The sequence below is a fragment of the Stenotrophomonas sp. SMYL11 genome (assembly GCF_036320005.1).
In the GTDB taxonomy this organism is placed as follows: Bacteria; Pseudomonadota; Gammaproteobacteria; order Xanthomonadales; family Xanthomonadaceae; genus Stenotrophomonas; species Stenotrophomonas maltophilia_A.
The window spans coordinates 51,292-65,829 of record NZ_JAWIRS010000011.1; the positions used below are offsets into that span (position 1 = coordinate 51,292).

Consider the following 14,538-nt stretch of genomic DNA (forward strand, 5'->3'; position numbering starts at 1 on the left):
CACGTCTCCCCAAAAGGCAGCATACCCGCGATAGCTCTTGACAGCGCAGCCGGCTACTGGACCGTCAAGCACATCAGCTATCCAGCGCCTCAAAGAAGAATCCCGTGAACAGCCCGGGACCGTTCTGGCTGCCACGGAAGTAGTTGACGCCGACCCGCCCGGCGGCTTGATGGGTGCTGTCAGAACGGGTGAGCACCACCGTCCCGTCCAGGCGGCGGACGGTCAGCGTCGACCCGATCAGCTCAATCTCTAACCACACCACCACCTCGCTTTCCGTGATGCCCGACACCTCGACGAACTGCAGCTGCTGGAAAGAGCCGGAAGCAGCATTGGAACCACGTCCAAACTCGACACCAAACGAGGTCGTGCTGCGCCGGCCGACGCCCAGGATGTAGGCGTAGGTGTCATTGGTGACCTGCCAGCTGGTGGTGCGCAGCAGGAGGCCCACGTTATCCGTGCGCACGCCGGTACCGGCCGGGATGACGAAGCCGACCAAGGCGCGGCAATCCTTGGCCGCCGGCACGCTCTCAAAGCGCGCCCTGGCGGCGGTGCCGCTACTACCGCACTGCAGGTTCAAGCGCCCCGCTTGCACCGACAGGGCGGATCCAGCCGGCCCGAACAGCGTCATCTGGGCCGTGTTGTCGACCTCTGCCCACAGCTGGCCCCGATCGAAGACGTGCAGCCGCGAACGGCGCTCGACGGACCCCAGTGCATCGGTGGCGGTAATCACTGCGTTGAAGGCGGTCACGACGGGGTTCCTCCCAAGGTCGAGTCGCTGCCGGTCTGATCCACGTCCAGGGTGAACCCTGGTGGCAGGCCGGTGGCCGACCAGGTCACCGGGCTGGCCTCGGTGCCACGCTTGAAGTGCAGGCTGTACGGGCCATAGGCCCGGCCGCGAACCAGCGCGATCGGCAGTACAGACAGCTCCAGCAACCGCGCGGGGAAGTCCGAGGGCATGGCCGGCGGCGTGAAAGGCTCCCAATACACAGCCGCACCTGCATGCACCTCGACACCAGCCAGGCCGGCATATAGCCGTTCGGCTGCCAGGGTCGTGTTGCTGGCCAGCGACAACGCCGTCTGGCTCAAGTTGACCGCAGCCGCAGGCAGCGCGCTTTCATCGACCAGCCGGCCATCCTTGAAGATGCGGGCCACGCCGCCGCGCCTGGAGATCACCAGGTGCGACCAGGCGGCATTGGGCAACCGGTTTTCCGTCAGCGCAAGCACTGCATCGTTGAACAGGCGCACGTAATTGCCGCCAGTGAACACGTCCAGGCCAACCTGCATCGGGTTGGTCAGCTGCTCGCGGCGCAGATAGAGGCCACCGTTGGTCGTGTTCGGACCGATCTGGAACAGACGCGCATACGTGTCGCTCGGGGCCGCGTCAGGACGTATCCACAACGCCACGCTGAAGTCGGCCGTACCCAAACTGGCGTCCAGCTCCTGGCGCAATCCGGTGCCATTGAAACGTACAGAGGCGCCGCCGACGTATGGCGACTGCGTAGGGTCCAGCACGGGCAGATTGGAGGAGCCGACCACCACCGTGCGGCCACCGGCCTCCTGATACCCGCTCTGCATCGGGAAGCTGCTGCGCATGGTCGATAGCGCAATCTCGGTTTCGGCAAAGCCCACATTGCCGGCCGCATCCTGACCCTTGACCCGAATCGGGTAGTAACCCGGCGCGCCACCGAGCGGAATCCCCTCGATCCGTCCGGCGGCGCTGTTCAGGCTCATCCCCGCAGGCAGCACGCCCTGATCGATCGACCACTCCACGCCCTCGGCCTCCGTGGTGAACACCAGCGAGGCGGCGGAGTTGTTGGCACCACGCCAGGCGCTGATGCTGAAATCAAGCTGATAGACACGACGGAACAGCAGCTCCACCGACTGCCAGCTATCCAGCCCGTCGCGCCGGGAGCTGAGCAGCACGCGGTTGCGCTCGACCAGCTGGCCAGCAGGAACCGTGAACGAGGTGCCCACCAGATCCAGGTAGGAGACGACCAGGGCGCCAGACGCGGCGTCATACACGGTCACGGTGTAGGTGGTGCCTGGCTCAGGCCCAACGCTGGCCATGCCGGTATCCACCAACTGGTCCGCCTGCGCCACGCGATCGCGATGCACCCAGCTCAAGATAGCGTCACCGACCACGTCTTCCGGGTACAGCTCGCCGTTGATATGTACGTCTGCCGGCGGATACGGCCGGGCCTGTCGATCCTCCATCTCGACCACCAGGTCCTGTGCGTCGGCCAGGTCCGTCAGAGCCGAAGCGCCACGGGTGAGCAGCTTGGCGTGGACGGTGTCGCCGCCGACGTACTCGGTGGTGTCAGCTGCATAGTCGGTGAGGAACAGCACGCGTGCACCAGGGTCGTGCAGATGAGGCACGGTATCGGCGCAGCCACGGCCGAGCGTGAGGGTCATCGCGGTCGGGTCGATGGCATCCACGCGGCAGATCTCGGCACCGACCAGGGCGATGTCGCCCACGGCGACCGAACCCAGGTCCAGCGGATCAGTCAGGGTGAAGGTCTCGGTGCGGTAGCCGGCTCCTTCGACCAGGGCAGCGCTTGCGCACCAGTCGCCCCGGCCGCGATAGCTGTACTCCGCCCCGCCAGCCTGAGCCATCAGGCGGAAGTACTGCCCCACCGTTGGCGGGGCTGAGGCAGACAGCAGGAAGGAGACGTCGCTGCTGAGCTGCGCCAGGTCGGCCGCACTGAGCTGCGAGACCAGCAAGAGGTAGGGCACCTCCATCGCCACCTGGTGCGGCGACACGGTCGGCGCGGTCGACGGCGGCTTCCCGCCTGGCTCGGTTCCCACATACACCGAGTTGGGCTGGCTGTAGACGTCCTCGCTGCAGCTGAAGGTGATGGCACCGGACTTCAGGGTGCCGCCACGCTTCTCGCCCATCAGGCACACCATGTCGGCGATGCCGCGCTTGGGCGCCTGCAGGCGGAAGTAGCTGCCCGGCGACCAGGTGCGGGCCGCAGGCGTGGTGGTCAGGTCGAACTTGCGCAGCGAGGTGGCCTTGGCGCGCAGATTGCGCGCGCCGATCTTGAGCGCCAGATCCACATTGGCGACCTCGCCGGAACGATCCTCTTTCTCCGAGATCACGCTGCCGAAGGCCTGAATCGCGCCCAGCGACTGCAGCGCCGGGGTGGTGCCGATCGCGTTCTCGACCGGGTCGAAGTACTTCACGAACAGCTGGTTGCAGGCGTTGTCCATCGTGGCAGGCTCTTCGGCCCAGTCCAGGATGTCGTCGTCGGTCAGCACCGGCAGGTCGTCCAAGACGTACTTCCCGCGCGGTACGTTCAGGCGATATCGACCATCCATGCCCTGCACAAGCACCGCGCCTGCTGCGTCACAAATCCGCTGCTGATACTGCTCGATGGACTCCCGATCCGGATCGTAGATCGGGCACAACCCCATCCCTTCTTCGAAGAACACATCCGCGGCTGCGCGGAAGCTGGCGTCGTCGATCACCGAGATAGGCTCGGCCCCCATGCTTTCATGGGTGATGCTGTCGTACAGGATGTGGGCGGCATTCATCCCAACCAGCGGCACCTTGGCATCCAAGCTCTCCACCCGCGCCGTCAGCCACTGGCTGGGTGCGTCCTGCAGCCCGTCGATCGTCAGGGCCTGCAGCCTGACGGTCGCATTGCTGGCGACCTCGACGTTCAGCGGTGCCCCATCGAGGATCAGGCGTGAAGACTCAGAACCGGGGGTGTAGTTCAGGTGGTACGTCGCCGGCGGATTGCTGATCTCCAAGCGATAGACGTTGTGATTAGGCAGGATGCTTCCCGAGCCAGTGCCGCCCTTGATGAAGCTGGGCGAGCCTGGCATCGGGAAGCCGCCGCTGTAGTACTTGGTCTCGACCGAGCCGGTGATCCGCAAACCGACCTGGAACACCGTTGCACCGGTGCCATTGAGGGTGAAGCGGTCTTCGCTGTCACCAGGCACCGTGCAGTATGTGCCCTGCATATCGACGCAGGGCAGGCTCCAGGACACGGAGCGGAAGCCGGACACGACCTCACTGGCATCCTTGTCGAGCAGGATCTTCACCTTCTCCGGATACCAGCACACGCCGTCCTGCCAACCTTCCTTGATACGTCGCAGGACGAAGCTCGGCGACTTCGGATAGGGGGTAAAGGCCGACCACCTTCCGCCCTTGAACAGGACAGTGACCAGCCCACGATAGGCGCTGTGCGCAGCGCCGAGGTTGGGTGGAAGCCACGGATTGAGCTGTTGGTCCTGGCGGCCGAACATGATCTCGGCCTCGCCTTCGATGCCGCCCTGCTCATCCTCTCCGCCGAATAGGTTCTCGGCGTGAATCCAGATCGAGCCGTTGGACGTGACGGAGCCGGCCCACGCGGTGGCATCGTCCACGTCCCACTGCACGAACTCATCCACCGGCCCCTGACACAAGCCGAACAGCAGCTTGAGCTTGTACCAGTAGCCAACGGTCTTCTTACCTCCGCCGCCCATCGCTGGCCTCCATTCGCTGAGCGTGTGCAACCAATGCCAAGGCCAGGCCATCACCGGTAGCGACCAGCTTCTCGGCCTCGACACCCTCCTTACGGAACGCATTCCAATCCAGCCCATGCGCGGCAAACCAGTCCCGACCGCCACGCGAGCAGAAGCCAGGCTTGTTGCCGAAGCCCGGAATCGTGCGCAAGTGCTCAAGGGTCACGATCACTTCTTGCCGCCTCCCTTGCGGATCTTGTCCGTGCCCGCCGACCGCCACGCCAACACCTGCGGCTCGGAGATCCGCACAGTCCCGTAGACACGCTTCACGGCGGTGCCCTCCTCGGTGGTGGGGATCTCGGGCGTCTGCACTTCCGGCTTGGTCTGGTTCGTCCGGGCGAGCAGCGCACTGATCAGCATCGACACGATCATGATGATCAGCTGCACCCACCACACGAAGGCCTGCTGTGGCTGGTCTTGCGGGAACGGGGAACGGAGGTGGTCGACCAGGAAGCCTAGGCCGGCAAGCGCCAGAACAAGTGCGGTGGCCCGACGCGCAAGGGCACCGGATTCCGTGTCATGCCACCAGTACCGGAATCGCCACCCATATACGTACAGAAGCCTATGCAAGCCGCGCCGAGGCCGTTGTCGATCAGTCTTCACCATGAGATCCGGTGTCCGTCAAAGGGGTTCTCCACGTTCAGCTGCGGCTGACCGCCATAGTTGGGGGTGTTCTGGAAGTAGCTGCCGCAGTCGGCGAACGTATGTGCACACCCAGGTGCGACCGTGATAGCCAGACCCGCAGCCAGTTCAGGACCGGGGTAGTTGAGGGTGATGGTGTCGCCCGCATGCGAGTTGATCGTCCGCGTCTCCGCCAGGCCGTTGCTGCGCTGCCAGACCACAACTCCGCCTTCCAGGCGACCAGCCGGGAATGCGGCAAACGCCGCTGAACGCAAGGTGGCGCCGCCGGCATAGCTCAGCACCGCCGCCACAGCGTGATCGGACATTGCCACCCCACACTGATAGAGTGCCTTCCAGCAGCCTCGGGTGAACCGCCCCGTATTGCCCCGGAAACCCTTGCGAGAGTTGTTGCGCTCGCAGGTCAGGGCCAGGGTAGTGTCCGTGAAGCGCGGCGACACAACCTGGCCCGTCCACTCGATCACTGCCCGCAGGTCGGGGTCGTTGCTGTGGACCTTCATGCACACCACGGAAACCCGTCCACTGGGCGCGAAAGGGCGGAAGATCCGGCCAAACTCCTGCGTGACCGGCAGCTCGGCGGCCGCTGGGTTCAACAGGAACGGCATCTTGATGGTCAGCTTGTTCTGCGAACGCTCGCTGGTCTCATTCACGGCACTGCGCTCAATGCCGGCGGCCGAGCGATAGAGCCTTGCGCCATCCCCACTACCGATGGTCATATCGCGCGCGCCAGAAGCGAAACGGTAGCTGTTGCCCTGCAGGGTGAACAGGAACAGATGAACGGGGCGCCCCAGGAAGCGACTGGTCTCGAAGGCCTCAAACATGGGGAACCACCGAAGCAAAGCCGAGGGTGCAGCTGGCGACTCCATCTGCATCGGTGGCGTGCTGGATCTCGACCTGATCGCTGGCGAGCGTAGCCAGGCTCATGATCTGGACGGCCCGCACCCGCGACGCGGCAATGTTGATGTCCAGGGGAGCATCCAGCGTGATCACCTCAACGTCGTTGGAGGCCACCGAGGCAACAATGCGCCGATGAATTGCGGTGCCGTCCAGCAGCTCGATGCGTAGGTCTCGACGCCCAGGCGCCTGCGCGCCAAACAGCGCATAGCCAGCCCATTCGATAGGGATCTCGGTGGCGCCCACAGCTAGATCACCTGTGATGCGCAGATCACTGGTGTAGGACGGCAGCCAAATAGGCGTGGACCGGCCGCACAGGGTGTACGCCAGAGAGCGCAGCCAGCTGTGCTCCTCGCGCCCGAACAGTTTCCACTGTGTGGTTTGCGATCGGAAGGCGAAGTCCGCAAGGTTCACCGTCAAGGCAGTCGCGCTACCGTTGTCCAACACCTCTCGCAGCCGGGCATAGCTGGCCTTCGGATAATCAGTCCAGTCCGCCCAACGATTCAGGACTGGCATGCCCAGGTAGAGCGGTAGGTCGACCAGGCTGGGCCACTGACAGACGTCAATAACATCGAACGTCAGTGACCGAACGCCGGCATTGTCATGCCACAGCGACTCCTCAGCGCTGTCCTGCAGCTGAGCCATTCGCAATGGATACAGCATGGCTCCAGCTGGCCATGCGCCCACAGTGGCGGCGGCAAGCGAAAGGCGTTCAGCATTCACCGAGGAGACCGTCACCACTTCCCAGCGGTTGACCCCCGCCCACAGCAGGGCCTTCCCGCCAGCGACAAAATCAAACCCATTGGTTCGACAGGCAACCTCACCCGAGCCTACGGGCAAATCTGCGGGAATGAGCTGTACATCCGGCCAAACTGGGACAAGCCAGCGTCCACCGTGGCCAGCGAGCAGCATGTCGACAACGCGGCGCTGCTGACCCTCACACTTCACAGCAAACTCAAAGGACCGACGCGGATCGGAGCGATAAGAGCAATGGTGGGAGATTCCCGTAACCGGCGACTGCATGTAGTCCGTTGCCCACGACAGAGTTTCTGTAACGGCGCCGGACCAATCAGCCGGAACCGGAAATACGCGGGGCCCGTTTGCGACAAAGGACATCGTTACCACTCCGACTGAATTGCAGCGCCATTCCGGCTGGCAGTCATCACTACCGCCTGCTCGAATGCTGGATGGGAGGCCAGCTTTTGGACCAACTCATCTTGATCCTGCAGAAGGTAGACACGCATGTTCTTCGGAGCCGAGCCAGCTAGCTGCGCTGCTCTATCGGGGATTGCGGTCGCAACTTTTCGTGTTGCGACTTGCCCGCCAGATGCGAAACGCCCCCAGCGCTTGACTGCCGCCATGCCGCGACTGTTGAAGTCATGCATAAACGCAAGCGCCCCAGGCTGCTGCATGATCATGGCGCGGGTTACAAACTCGCCGTTGGAAAGCCAGGCTGGAATGCTGTCACTCGTACCTGTTCCAGCCCCCCATACCGGTCCGCCATTGGCTCGGCTAACCGCCGCTGCTGCGCCAACTGACACCACCCCCTGCGCCGAATTCGACGCGCTCTGCGCGGCCAAAATGGATGCCGCTGTTGCCGCCGCAGCCACCAGCCCAGACGCCGCTGCACCAATACCAGAGGCCATTGTTGCCGCCGCAGTTGTTGCTCCCGCCGTGATCGTGCCTGCAGCCGTGCTTGCAGCGCCGGTTGTAATAGAGGCGGCCGAGGCGGCGGCCGAAACCGGCGAATCGCCATCAGCACTGCCCATTAGGCTCCTAACCCATCCGCTGGCCTGTTGAGCCCAGTCCTGCGCGAAGTAGCTAACCATCCCCTTCGCGATGGTCTGAAAGAATGTACCCACCGCATCGGACAGGCTCGTCGTTCCGTCCACAAGGCTATTGATGCTGGCGGTGATCCCGCTCTCAAAGCTATTGGTAAATGTCTGTTGCAGCAGATTCGTCGTCGCAGACATCTCCTGCAGCTTCACTTCGATCTGAGAGACGTTGGCCAGCGCTTCGGGGCTTCCAAGCGCAGACGCGGCCTCCCGCATTAGGGGCACAAGCTGCCTCAGCACGCCCAGCTGCGAACCGTAGAGATCCACGATCTTCTGCTGAGCAGCCGCCTGAGTGATCAGTCCCGCTTGCTGCTCTGCCTGAATCTGCTGAGACTGCCAGCCGATCTGTGCCATGACCTGGTCATACTGACGGCGAACATCGGCGAGCTGCCGGCTCGCCTCTCGCAGCCCAAGTAGCTCCCCGATCTTGGACGCCTCATCGGTACGACCGATGTCCTCAAGCGCCTTCTTCTGCGCCTGCAGCTTGCGCGTCGCCTCCTCCAGTTCGGGTGGCACAGGCTGGCCGCGAAGGCGATAGATCTCCCCCTGCCAAGTCGCTACCTGTTTGGACACATCCACCAGCATCTTCTGACTGTCGTACAGCTGTGCGGCATCGAGCAGCTGCGACTTCATGGCCTCGCTCGCCGCCTTGTACTTCCCGTTCTCGATCTCATAAGCGACACGGGACGCCTCGGACACCTTGTCCTCGCCCTCAGCAACCTGATCGAGCAGAGTCACCCGGCGAGCCAGATCCTGAAGCTCCTGCTTCGCCGCATCCTGGGCAACCTGCCCCGGGCTGCGCCCCCGAGGCCTGGAGCCAGGTCTCTCCGAGAACTGCTTCTTTAGCGCAGCAACCTCCTTGTCGTAGCCGCCACCACTGATCGATCCATCCGCCTTGAAAACCACACCAGTCAATAGGGGATTGTCTGTGTTGTTTCGCTCCGAATCGTCGCGAAGAATGCGGTACCGCTTCGCCACATCAGCGAGGGCATCGGCAAGCTTCTCGGATTTTCCGGTTGCCTTCTCCAGCGCAGCGGACGTGGCATTGGCAGCGTCCACGGCTTCTTGCGTGATGCTGGCGACGAAGGCATCGCCGGTCGCCAGCTCCTGGACCCCCTTAAGCTCGCCTTGCAGCTTTCCAATCTCCTGACGCAGCTTGCGGGTCCGCTCAGTCTCGCGATTGTCCGACGACCATAGGCTGACCTGTAGATCCTTCTGGAGCGTGGCAAGCTGCACAGCCACGTCGGTCGATCCAAACGACTTCATCACCTCCCATGCGCCAGCAATCGCGCCCTTAACGCGGGACCAGGCGCGCACCAGACTCCCGGCTTGCACCTCGGCCTGCTCTACCCGCTCTCGGTGAACGGCCCCAAACTGCTCAAGGATTGCTGTGACTGCCTCAGTAGTACGACCCTGCTCTTCCAACGCTCGGACGTGTTGAGCCACCTCAACGGTAAGGAAACGATATTGCTTGTTCAGCTCCACCATGCCCTCAGTAGGAGCCTTAGCCAAAGTGAGCACTTTCTGTGTGGTCACCTCGATGCTCTCACCGGTCAGACGACTCAAATCCAGAGCACCTTGGCCAGCGAGACGGAGGTTGTCGCCTACCACCAGGCCGGAAGCGGCCATTGCCTGCAGTGCCTTCTGCGCATCCCCGATACGGCCGTCTGCCTTACCAAGTTCACCCGCCATCACTTGAATGCTGCCAGCCGTTGTGCCAGCAGCATTGCCGGCCGACAGCAATGAACGCTCAATACCGTTGAGGCTTTCCTGACCTTGGTACGCCGCGACGAGGAACGCCCCCAGCACGGCCGTACTACCAGCAACGGCCAAGCTAAGGGCACCGAACCCGGCGGCTCCCCTTGTGGTCAACCCCAGCAACGTGGTGCCAGCCCCCCCGAAGTCACCTCGCAGGGCCTGCGATGCGGCAGAAGCGACACCGCCCCGCAGCTCTTGCTGCGAGATGGCAAGTCGGCGCGTCGCGCGTTCCTGGTCATTAAGGTTCTGAAGCGCGCGGCGCTGCGCGCCAATGTTGTCCATAGCGCGGTTGTACTGGTCCCGAGAGATGGTTCCTGCGTCGACGGCCACCTTCAGCTTTCGCTCGTCGGACTCCAGTCGAGCGAGCTTCGACGCAGCCTGGTCATAGCGCGAGACGGTCCCGTTTAGCGCTTTCTGCTCAGCCTGGGAGGACCGGGCCAGCGACGCCTGAGACTTGTCGAGATTCTTGAGCGCGTCGTTGTACTCATCCGCCGTCACGAGGCCCTTCGACATCGCGCGGTCGAGCATCGCCTCGGTATCGGCCAACTCCTGCCAACTCGATGCCCCACGCTCAAGACGGTCCTGCAGCTCTGCGATGAGGCGGATCTCTTGTTGCACAGCATCTCTGACCGCCGTAGATGCACGCGCAAAGCCGGACATCGCCCGACTGGAGGTCTCCGCACCTGATGCAACCTCGTTCAGAGCGTTGCCGGCGTCAGTACCGGCGTTGCCCATCTCTGACAGTGCATTTGTCGTCACATCCACCTCACGCTGCGCACGCGCGAAGTCGGCGCGCAGACGCATATCAATGGTGTAGTCACGGTTGGACACTGTCAGTTCCTTTCTAGATTCTTGATGTGTTCAGTGGCACAGTTGCCGCCGGCAAACGCAATCGCGGTATCGCGGACCAAGTCGGCGCGGCGCCCCCTTTCCTGCTGCTTCATTCGCTCGTAGAAGAGGAGCAGCTGGCGTTCGGTGAACCGAGCGAGCTGGGCGGCGTCTCCTAGTCCGGCACAAGCAAGGGCGACGAAGATGTCCGACCACCGGACAGCCTGAGCTGGCGCTGATGCTCGACCATGAGCAGTGCTACTTCCTGCATAAAAAAACGGCAGTTCACCGCGAACCACACCTGCTGGTACAGCTCGCCCTCAGCCCGAGCGAGATCGGCCAGCCACTCGGGCTCCACGTCGCCGGCCAGCGCAGAAATCTGAAGCACGATTTCCTTGTGCTGGTGCAGGTGGGGCCGAACCGACGCCCAGGTTGGCGGCACCTCCTCCGCGCTCGTAGCAATGCTCTGGATCAACGGCGCGGCGATGCGCAGGACGTCCATTGATTCACCAAAGCGGTACTCGCGGATGACCACCCGCCGCCCAGCTATTTCGATGACGTTGTCCGGGAACAGGATAGCCAGGTCTGCCTCGCCAGCCGCTTGCGCGGCTGGCGAGTGGCCTTCTTGTGCCGCGACCGCGCTGGCTTTCGGAACGCGCTCGGCCATGCTCAGGCGCTCGGCGTTTCGAAGCGGCCGAAGCCACCCAGCGTGGAGTCCGCAGCAGCCTCGCTATCGAACAGAACGCCTGCCGTCAGGGCCAGCTCACCGAACGAGTCGTTGATCAGGTCCAGCTGCGCGACCGGATCGAAACGCAGACGGTACAGGTGCATGCGGATGCGGGTCCCATCGAGAGTGTTCACGCCGTCCAGGAACAGGTAGCGCTCCGGCGGATCGGCGGTGAACAACGGCATGCTGGTGAAGCCGAGGTGCTTGTATGCGGCCGTCAGCGGCTGGGTCAGCCCGGAGACCTTCAGCAGAGTGACGATCGCGGACTCGGGGTCGAACTTGTAGTCAGTTCCCTCGACAAGCGTCTTGGGGGAGGACGCTGCACTGTCCTTGATCACCAGTTCAGTCACGCCGACCGAGCGCTCCAGCAGCACCTGGTCACCGACCGCCAGGTCGGCCGGGAATGGCTCTGCCGAAATCGTGGCGCTGGCCACGTTGTTCGCACGGGCGTAGAGGCCGAGCTTCACGTTGTCCGCGCTGAAGTAGCGCAGGGTCAGGTTGAGAGTGGCCGTGATGGAGGTCGTCAGCCGCGCGGACTGCAGTCGCTTACCGCTGTGGGTCTCCGTACGGTCCTCGCTGTCCGTAGACAGCTGAAGCTGGCAGCTGGATTGATCGCCTACCCACGTGAGCTTGCCCGGTCGACCGGGGGCTGCACGTTCACCCAGGTAGATTTTTCCCTGGAAGCTGAAGTCTTTCATGGTGTTGCTCTCCGGTAGATGCCGTGTTCGGCGTTTCAGGTCCCGTCGCCAGCGGCAGCGGGATTGCGAAGGTAGATGTCGATCTGGCGCTCCATTTCAGAACGCGCGGTCCGACGCGCAAAATCTGCAAGGCGGTCAGCACGACGCCCCTTGCCGAGCATCTGAGCAACGGTTGGTCCATACAGAACCTCTACCCGCTGCCGCTTCTGGCCCTTGTATCGCCCCTTGGTCATCTCGACCTTGGGCCCGTAGCGCTCGACGAATTGGGGGTTCCCACCCAGCAACGTTGCCTCGAAGGCACCGGCCTGCTGCGAGCGAGGCCCTCCCCTGAAGACGCGAGCACTCACTCCCTTGGTGTTGGAACGTCCATCGAAGTTGCGCAGGCCCACGCCACGGAAATGTCCGGTGATGCGTACTCCCTTCTCGGTGTTCCGGGCACTCAGGTCCCGTCGAATCCGAGCAGCGGGAATGTTGTATTCACGCTGGATGTCCCGTCGCGCCTCCACAGCAACGCGACGACGAACCGTCGCGATCGTCCGCTCCTGCAGCCATGGCACGCGATTCCCCAGCGCAGTGAGGTTTCGCCCTGTCTCCAGGGCGCCCTGCATCTCAAAGGCAAGAGCCAAGCGCCCGTAGCCACCGTAGCCAGCCATCAGCGATACCTCGTGCTGAATGTGACCTGCAGCGCAATGACTTGCAGTCCGTCGGGCTTGTCCAGAAACACGCTCTCCTCTACCTGGAGCGGGAGCGCCCCCGTATCCCAGATCCAGCCATCCAACACTTGCTCGATATCCGCGTCCGCCAAACGGCGCGTACGCGCGGCGTTCGCCATGCTGCAGGGGATGGTGGCCTCAATTAGGCCTACGTACTCTCGCTCACTGCGCACACCGCGATCGCCGCTCTTAACCTTGCTCGCGTCAAACACAACAACACAGGGATCACCCTCCGGGATGTACCAGGTGGGTTCATCGTGGACGTGCTTACCGATGCTGGTGTGAAAGCCCTCGCCGTCGATCTGACGGAGGCGCCCCACCACCGCCTGTACGATGCGCTCGGTCACGGGCATAGGCAGGTCAGCCATTGAGGGTCACCTCGACCTCGAGCCCATCATCTCGACGTGGTCGCTCGACCCGCTTGGAGTGGTCTCCAAGCCGATCCGACCATGCGACGACATCACCCTGTTTCGGCTTCCACTGCTCGTACAGGAAGGAAACCGAGTCCACCAGACCGACCGCCTGACCGTACTCTCCGAGCCGAACCTCGCCACGATTCACGATGATGCGCACCGGCATGCCGGCCTCCGACCCGCGTGTGACGAGCGCATCCACCCCGAAGGTCGCGTACAGCGTGCGCAGAGCGCTCCGTGCGAAGTCGTCGTCAAAGCTCATGGCACCTCCGTCACACTGCACAGGCGAGCGAAAGCCTGCAGACCTCTTACCTGTGCGTCGCACTGGGCGGCGGCGCTAACAGCTCGGCCCGCACTCTCAATTCGGTCGTCGGCTCGACCATCAGGCTGGCTGGCGGCAGCGGCGGCTGCGGACAGCTCGGCGGTGGCGACGGTCGCTTGCCAGCGCTGGTGCAGGCGCTGGTTGCCAGCGCGAAGATCAGCGATAAGGCGATCAGAGGCTTTCTGTGCATCGTCCTTTTCCTTTTCATATGTCGCGGCCAAAGCGTTCGCAGCGGCTGCGCTGCCACGTTCGGCCGCCAGCGTGACGGCCGTTGCATTCGCCTCGGCGCGGGCCGTATCGCGTTCGCGCTCCATCACGTCACGGGCGGCAGCTGCCTGGTCGGTCGCACGGTGCGCGATAGAAACCGACCCTCGCTGCCAGACAATCACGCCCAGCAGCAGAAGAGTGGCGAGGATGAGGGCACGGATCATGCGGACACCACCGGGTCTTCAGGCGGAATGACTGCACCAAGCCCGCGCAGCGTGGACTCAAGCTGCCGGACTCGCATCCGCAATGCGCTGGCCTCCTCCTGTGCCTTGAGCCGCATCATCATCTCTTGCTGCAGCCGCTCGTCCTGGACCGAGACCCTCTGTTCCAGCGACCCGATACGCTCGGAAAGACCCTTGATGAGATCCACGTTCGCATCAGTCTCGGTGCGTTCCTTTTTGCGCGACAGAAATGCAGCCCAGGTCTCGCGCAGAATCCACACGGCCACGACGCTGCCCGCAGCCCACCAGGGAGCCGTAGCGGTGACACCGCCGCCGACCATCAGCTGAGCGCCTCGGCGACACCAGCACTGACCACATCGGCACTCCAGTACATGCCACCGTTCTCGTGCTTTGCGATGGCCGTCGCGAGACGCCCCAGCGTCACCGGGTTATCCAACCGGATGACCTCGGAAGGTTCGACGCCCACCGCCGCCGCAACCTGCCGGACGTAGGCGCCCGTATCGTTCTCCACCGGTGGTGCCCAGCGTCCGATGATCTCCTTCACCGTGCGGAGGCCGTGCTTGCGCTGATAGGTGAGCAGTGTCTTGCCCAGGGCCCTGAAACCCGCCTGCGGGGTCAGGAAGATGCAGAAGCGAGCCTCGCGGGCGATGGCAGCGGCCGACCGATCCTCGCCCTGCCAGGGCGTGCTGGTGCGGTCGATGTTGCCAGGATTGTTGTTGCGTACGCCGCGCGGCGTGCCAGTGGTGCCCATGC

At 63.6% G+C, this 14,538-nt stretch carries 15 protein-coding genes; all 15 read right to left on the bottom strand.

All coding sequences use genetic code 11. From position 1 onward, the window contains the following. Positions 1–73 precede the first annotated feature (73 nt). The 15 genes from V3B46_RS15325 to V3B46_RS15395 all read right to left on the bottom strand — a co-directional run bounded on the left by V3B46_RS15325 (position 74) and on the right by V3B46_RS15395 (position 14,536). The gene (locus tag V3B46_RS15325) at positions 74–748 is read right to left on the bottom strand and encodes a hypothetical protein (protein ID WP_329892268.1); all 675 of its coding nucleotides are present in this window, start codon (positions 746–748) and stop codon (positions 74–76) included. Beyond that, on the bottom strand, positions 745–4,470 hold the full coding sequence (locus V3B46_RS15330; protein WP_329892269.1) for a LamG-like jellyroll fold domain-containing protein: 3,726 nt from the start codon (positions 4,468–4,470) through the stop codon (positions 745–747). Before V3B46_RS15330 ends, V3B46_RS15325 begins: the two co-directional genes overlap by 4 nt. Then, the gene (locus V3B46_RS15335; protein WP_345786187.1) at positions 4,454–4,675 is read right to left on the bottom strand and encodes a hypothetical protein; all 222 of its coding nucleotides are present in this window, start codon (positions 4,673–4,675) and stop codon (positions 4,454–4,456) included. Before V3B46_RS15335 ends, V3B46_RS15330 begins: the two co-directional genes overlap by 17 nt. Before the next feature lie 2 nt (positions 4,676–4,677). Then, the gene (locus V3B46_RS15340; RefSeq protein ID WP_329892271.1) at positions 4,678–4,896 is read right to left on the bottom strand and encodes a hypothetical protein; all 219 of its coding nucleotides are present in this window, start codon (positions 4,894–4,896) and stop codon (positions 4,678–4,680) included. 212 nt (positions 4,897–5,108) lie between these two features. Next, positions 5,109–5,969, bottom strand: coding sequence for a phage BR0599 family protein (locus V3B46_RS15345; protein WP_329892272.1), 861 nt, complete (start codon positions 5,967–5,969; stop codon positions 5,109–5,111). Continuing rightward, positions 5,962–7,158 (bottom strand): hypothetical protein, encoded by a 1,197-nt coding sequence (locus tag V3B46_RS15350; RefSeq protein ID WP_329892273.1) that lies wholly within the window; start codon positions 7,156–7,158, stop codon positions 5,962–5,964. The genes V3B46_RS15345 and V3B46_RS15350 overlap by 8 nt, the downstream gene beginning before the upstream one ends. 2 nt (positions 7,159–7,160) lie before the next feature. After that, positions 7,161–10,466: a phage tail length tape measure family protein gene (locus V3B46_RS15355; RefSeq protein ID WP_329892274.1), complete on the bottom strand. Its 3,306-nt coding sequence runs from the start codon at positions 10,464–10,466 to the stop codon at positions 7,161–7,163. Between the two features lie 172 nt (positions 10,467–10,638). Continuing rightward, a complete protein-coding gene (locus V3B46_RS15360; RefSeq protein WP_329892275.1) occupies positions 10,639–11,130 on the bottom strand; it encodes a DUF6631 family protein in 492 nt (163 codons plus the stop codon). A gap of 2 nt (positions 11,131–11,132) precedes the next feature. Then, positions 11,133–11,888 (bottom strand): phage tail tube protein, encoded by a 756-nt coding sequence (locus V3B46_RS15365; RefSeq protein ID WP_329892276.1) that lies wholly within the window; start codon positions 11,886–11,888, stop codon positions 11,133–11,135. 35 nt (positions 11,889–11,923) lie between these two features. Further along, the gene (locus V3B46_RS15370) at positions 11,924–12,541 is read right to left on the bottom strand and encodes a hypothetical protein (RefSeq protein ID WP_241882496.1); all 618 of its coding nucleotides are present in this window, start codon (positions 12,539–12,541) and stop codon (positions 11,924–11,926) included. Then, the gene (locus V3B46_RS15375; protein WP_329892277.1) at positions 12,541–12,969 is read right to left on the bottom strand and encodes a hypothetical protein; all 429 of its coding nucleotides are present in this window, start codon (positions 12,967–12,969) and stop codon (positions 12,541–12,543) included. The genes V3B46_RS15370 and V3B46_RS15375 overlap by 1 nt, the downstream gene beginning before the upstream one ends. Then, on the bottom strand, positions 12,962–13,276 hold the full coding sequence (locus V3B46_RS15380; RefSeq protein WP_329892278.1) for a hypothetical protein: 315 nt from the start codon (positions 13,274–13,276) through the stop codon (positions 12,962–12,964). The genes V3B46_RS15375 and V3B46_RS15380 overlap by 8 nt, the downstream gene beginning before the upstream one ends. Further along, positions 13,273–13,767, bottom strand: a complete 495-nt coding sequence (locus tag V3B46_RS15385; RefSeq protein ID WP_329892279.1) for a lysis system spanin subunit — start codon at positions 13,765–13,767, stop codon at positions 13,273–13,275. Before V3B46_RS15385 ends, V3B46_RS15380 begins: the two co-directional genes overlap by 4 nt. After that, entirely contained in the window at positions 13,764–14,105 is a 342-nt protein-coding gene (locus V3B46_RS15390; RefSeq protein WP_049423649.1) for a hypothetical protein, read from the bottom strand. Before V3B46_RS15390 ends, V3B46_RS15385 begins: the two co-directional genes overlap by 4 nt. Continuing rightward, complete coding sequence (locus tag V3B46_RS15395; RefSeq protein WP_329892280.1) at positions 14,105–14,536, bottom strand: structural protein P5; 432 nt, start codon at positions 14,534–14,536, stop codon at positions 14,105–14,107. Before V3B46_RS15395 ends, V3B46_RS15390 begins: the two co-directional genes overlap by 1 nt. Between the last annotated feature and the right edge of the window lie 2 nt (positions 14,537–14,538).

Coding starts and splice junctions, on each gene's coding strand:
- V3B46_RS15330 (WP_329892269.1), bottom strand. CDS start 4,470: ATGGGCGGCGGAGGTAAGAAGACCGTTGGCTACTGGTACAAGCTCAAG.
- V3B46_RS15345 (WP_329892272.1), bottom strand. CDS start 5,969: ATGTTTGAGGCCTTCGAGACCAGTCGCTTCCTGGGGCGCCCCGTTCAT.
- V3B46_RS15350 (WP_329892273.1), bottom strand. CDS start 7,158: ATGTCCTTTGTCGCAAACGGGCCCCGCGTATTTCCGGTTCCGGCTGAT.
- V3B46_RS15360 (WP_329892275.1), bottom strand. CDS start 11,130: ATGGCCGAGCGCGTTCCGAAAGCCAGCGCGGTCGCGGCACAAGAAGGC.
- V3B46_RS15365 (WP_329892276.1), bottom strand. CDS start 11,888: ATGAAAGACTTCAGCTTCCAGGGAAAAATCTACCTGGGTGAACGTGCA.
- V3B46_RS15370 (WP_241882496.1), bottom strand. CDS start 12,541: ATGGCTGGCTACGGTGGCTACGGGCGCTTGGCTCTTGCCTTTGAGATG.
- V3B46_RS15375 (WP_329892277.1), bottom strand. CDS start 12,969: ATGGCTGACCTGCCTATGCCCGTGACCGAGCGCATCGTACAGGCGGTG.
- V3B46_RS15380 (WP_329892278.1), bottom strand. CDS start 13,276: ATGAGCTTTGACGACGACTTCGCACGGAGCGCTCTGCGCACGCTGTAC.
- V3B46_RS15385 (WP_329892279.1), bottom strand. CDS start 13,767: ATGATCCGTGCCCTCATCCTCGCCACTCTTCTGCTGCTGGGCGTGATT.
- V3B46_RS15390 (WP_049423649.1), bottom strand. CDS start 14,105: ATGGTCGGCGGCGGTGTCACCGCTACGGCTCCCTGGTGGGCTGCGGGC.
- V3B46_RS15395 (WP_329892280.1), bottom strand. CDS start 14,536: ATGGGCACCACTGGCACGCCGCGCGGCGTACGCAACAACAATCCTGGC.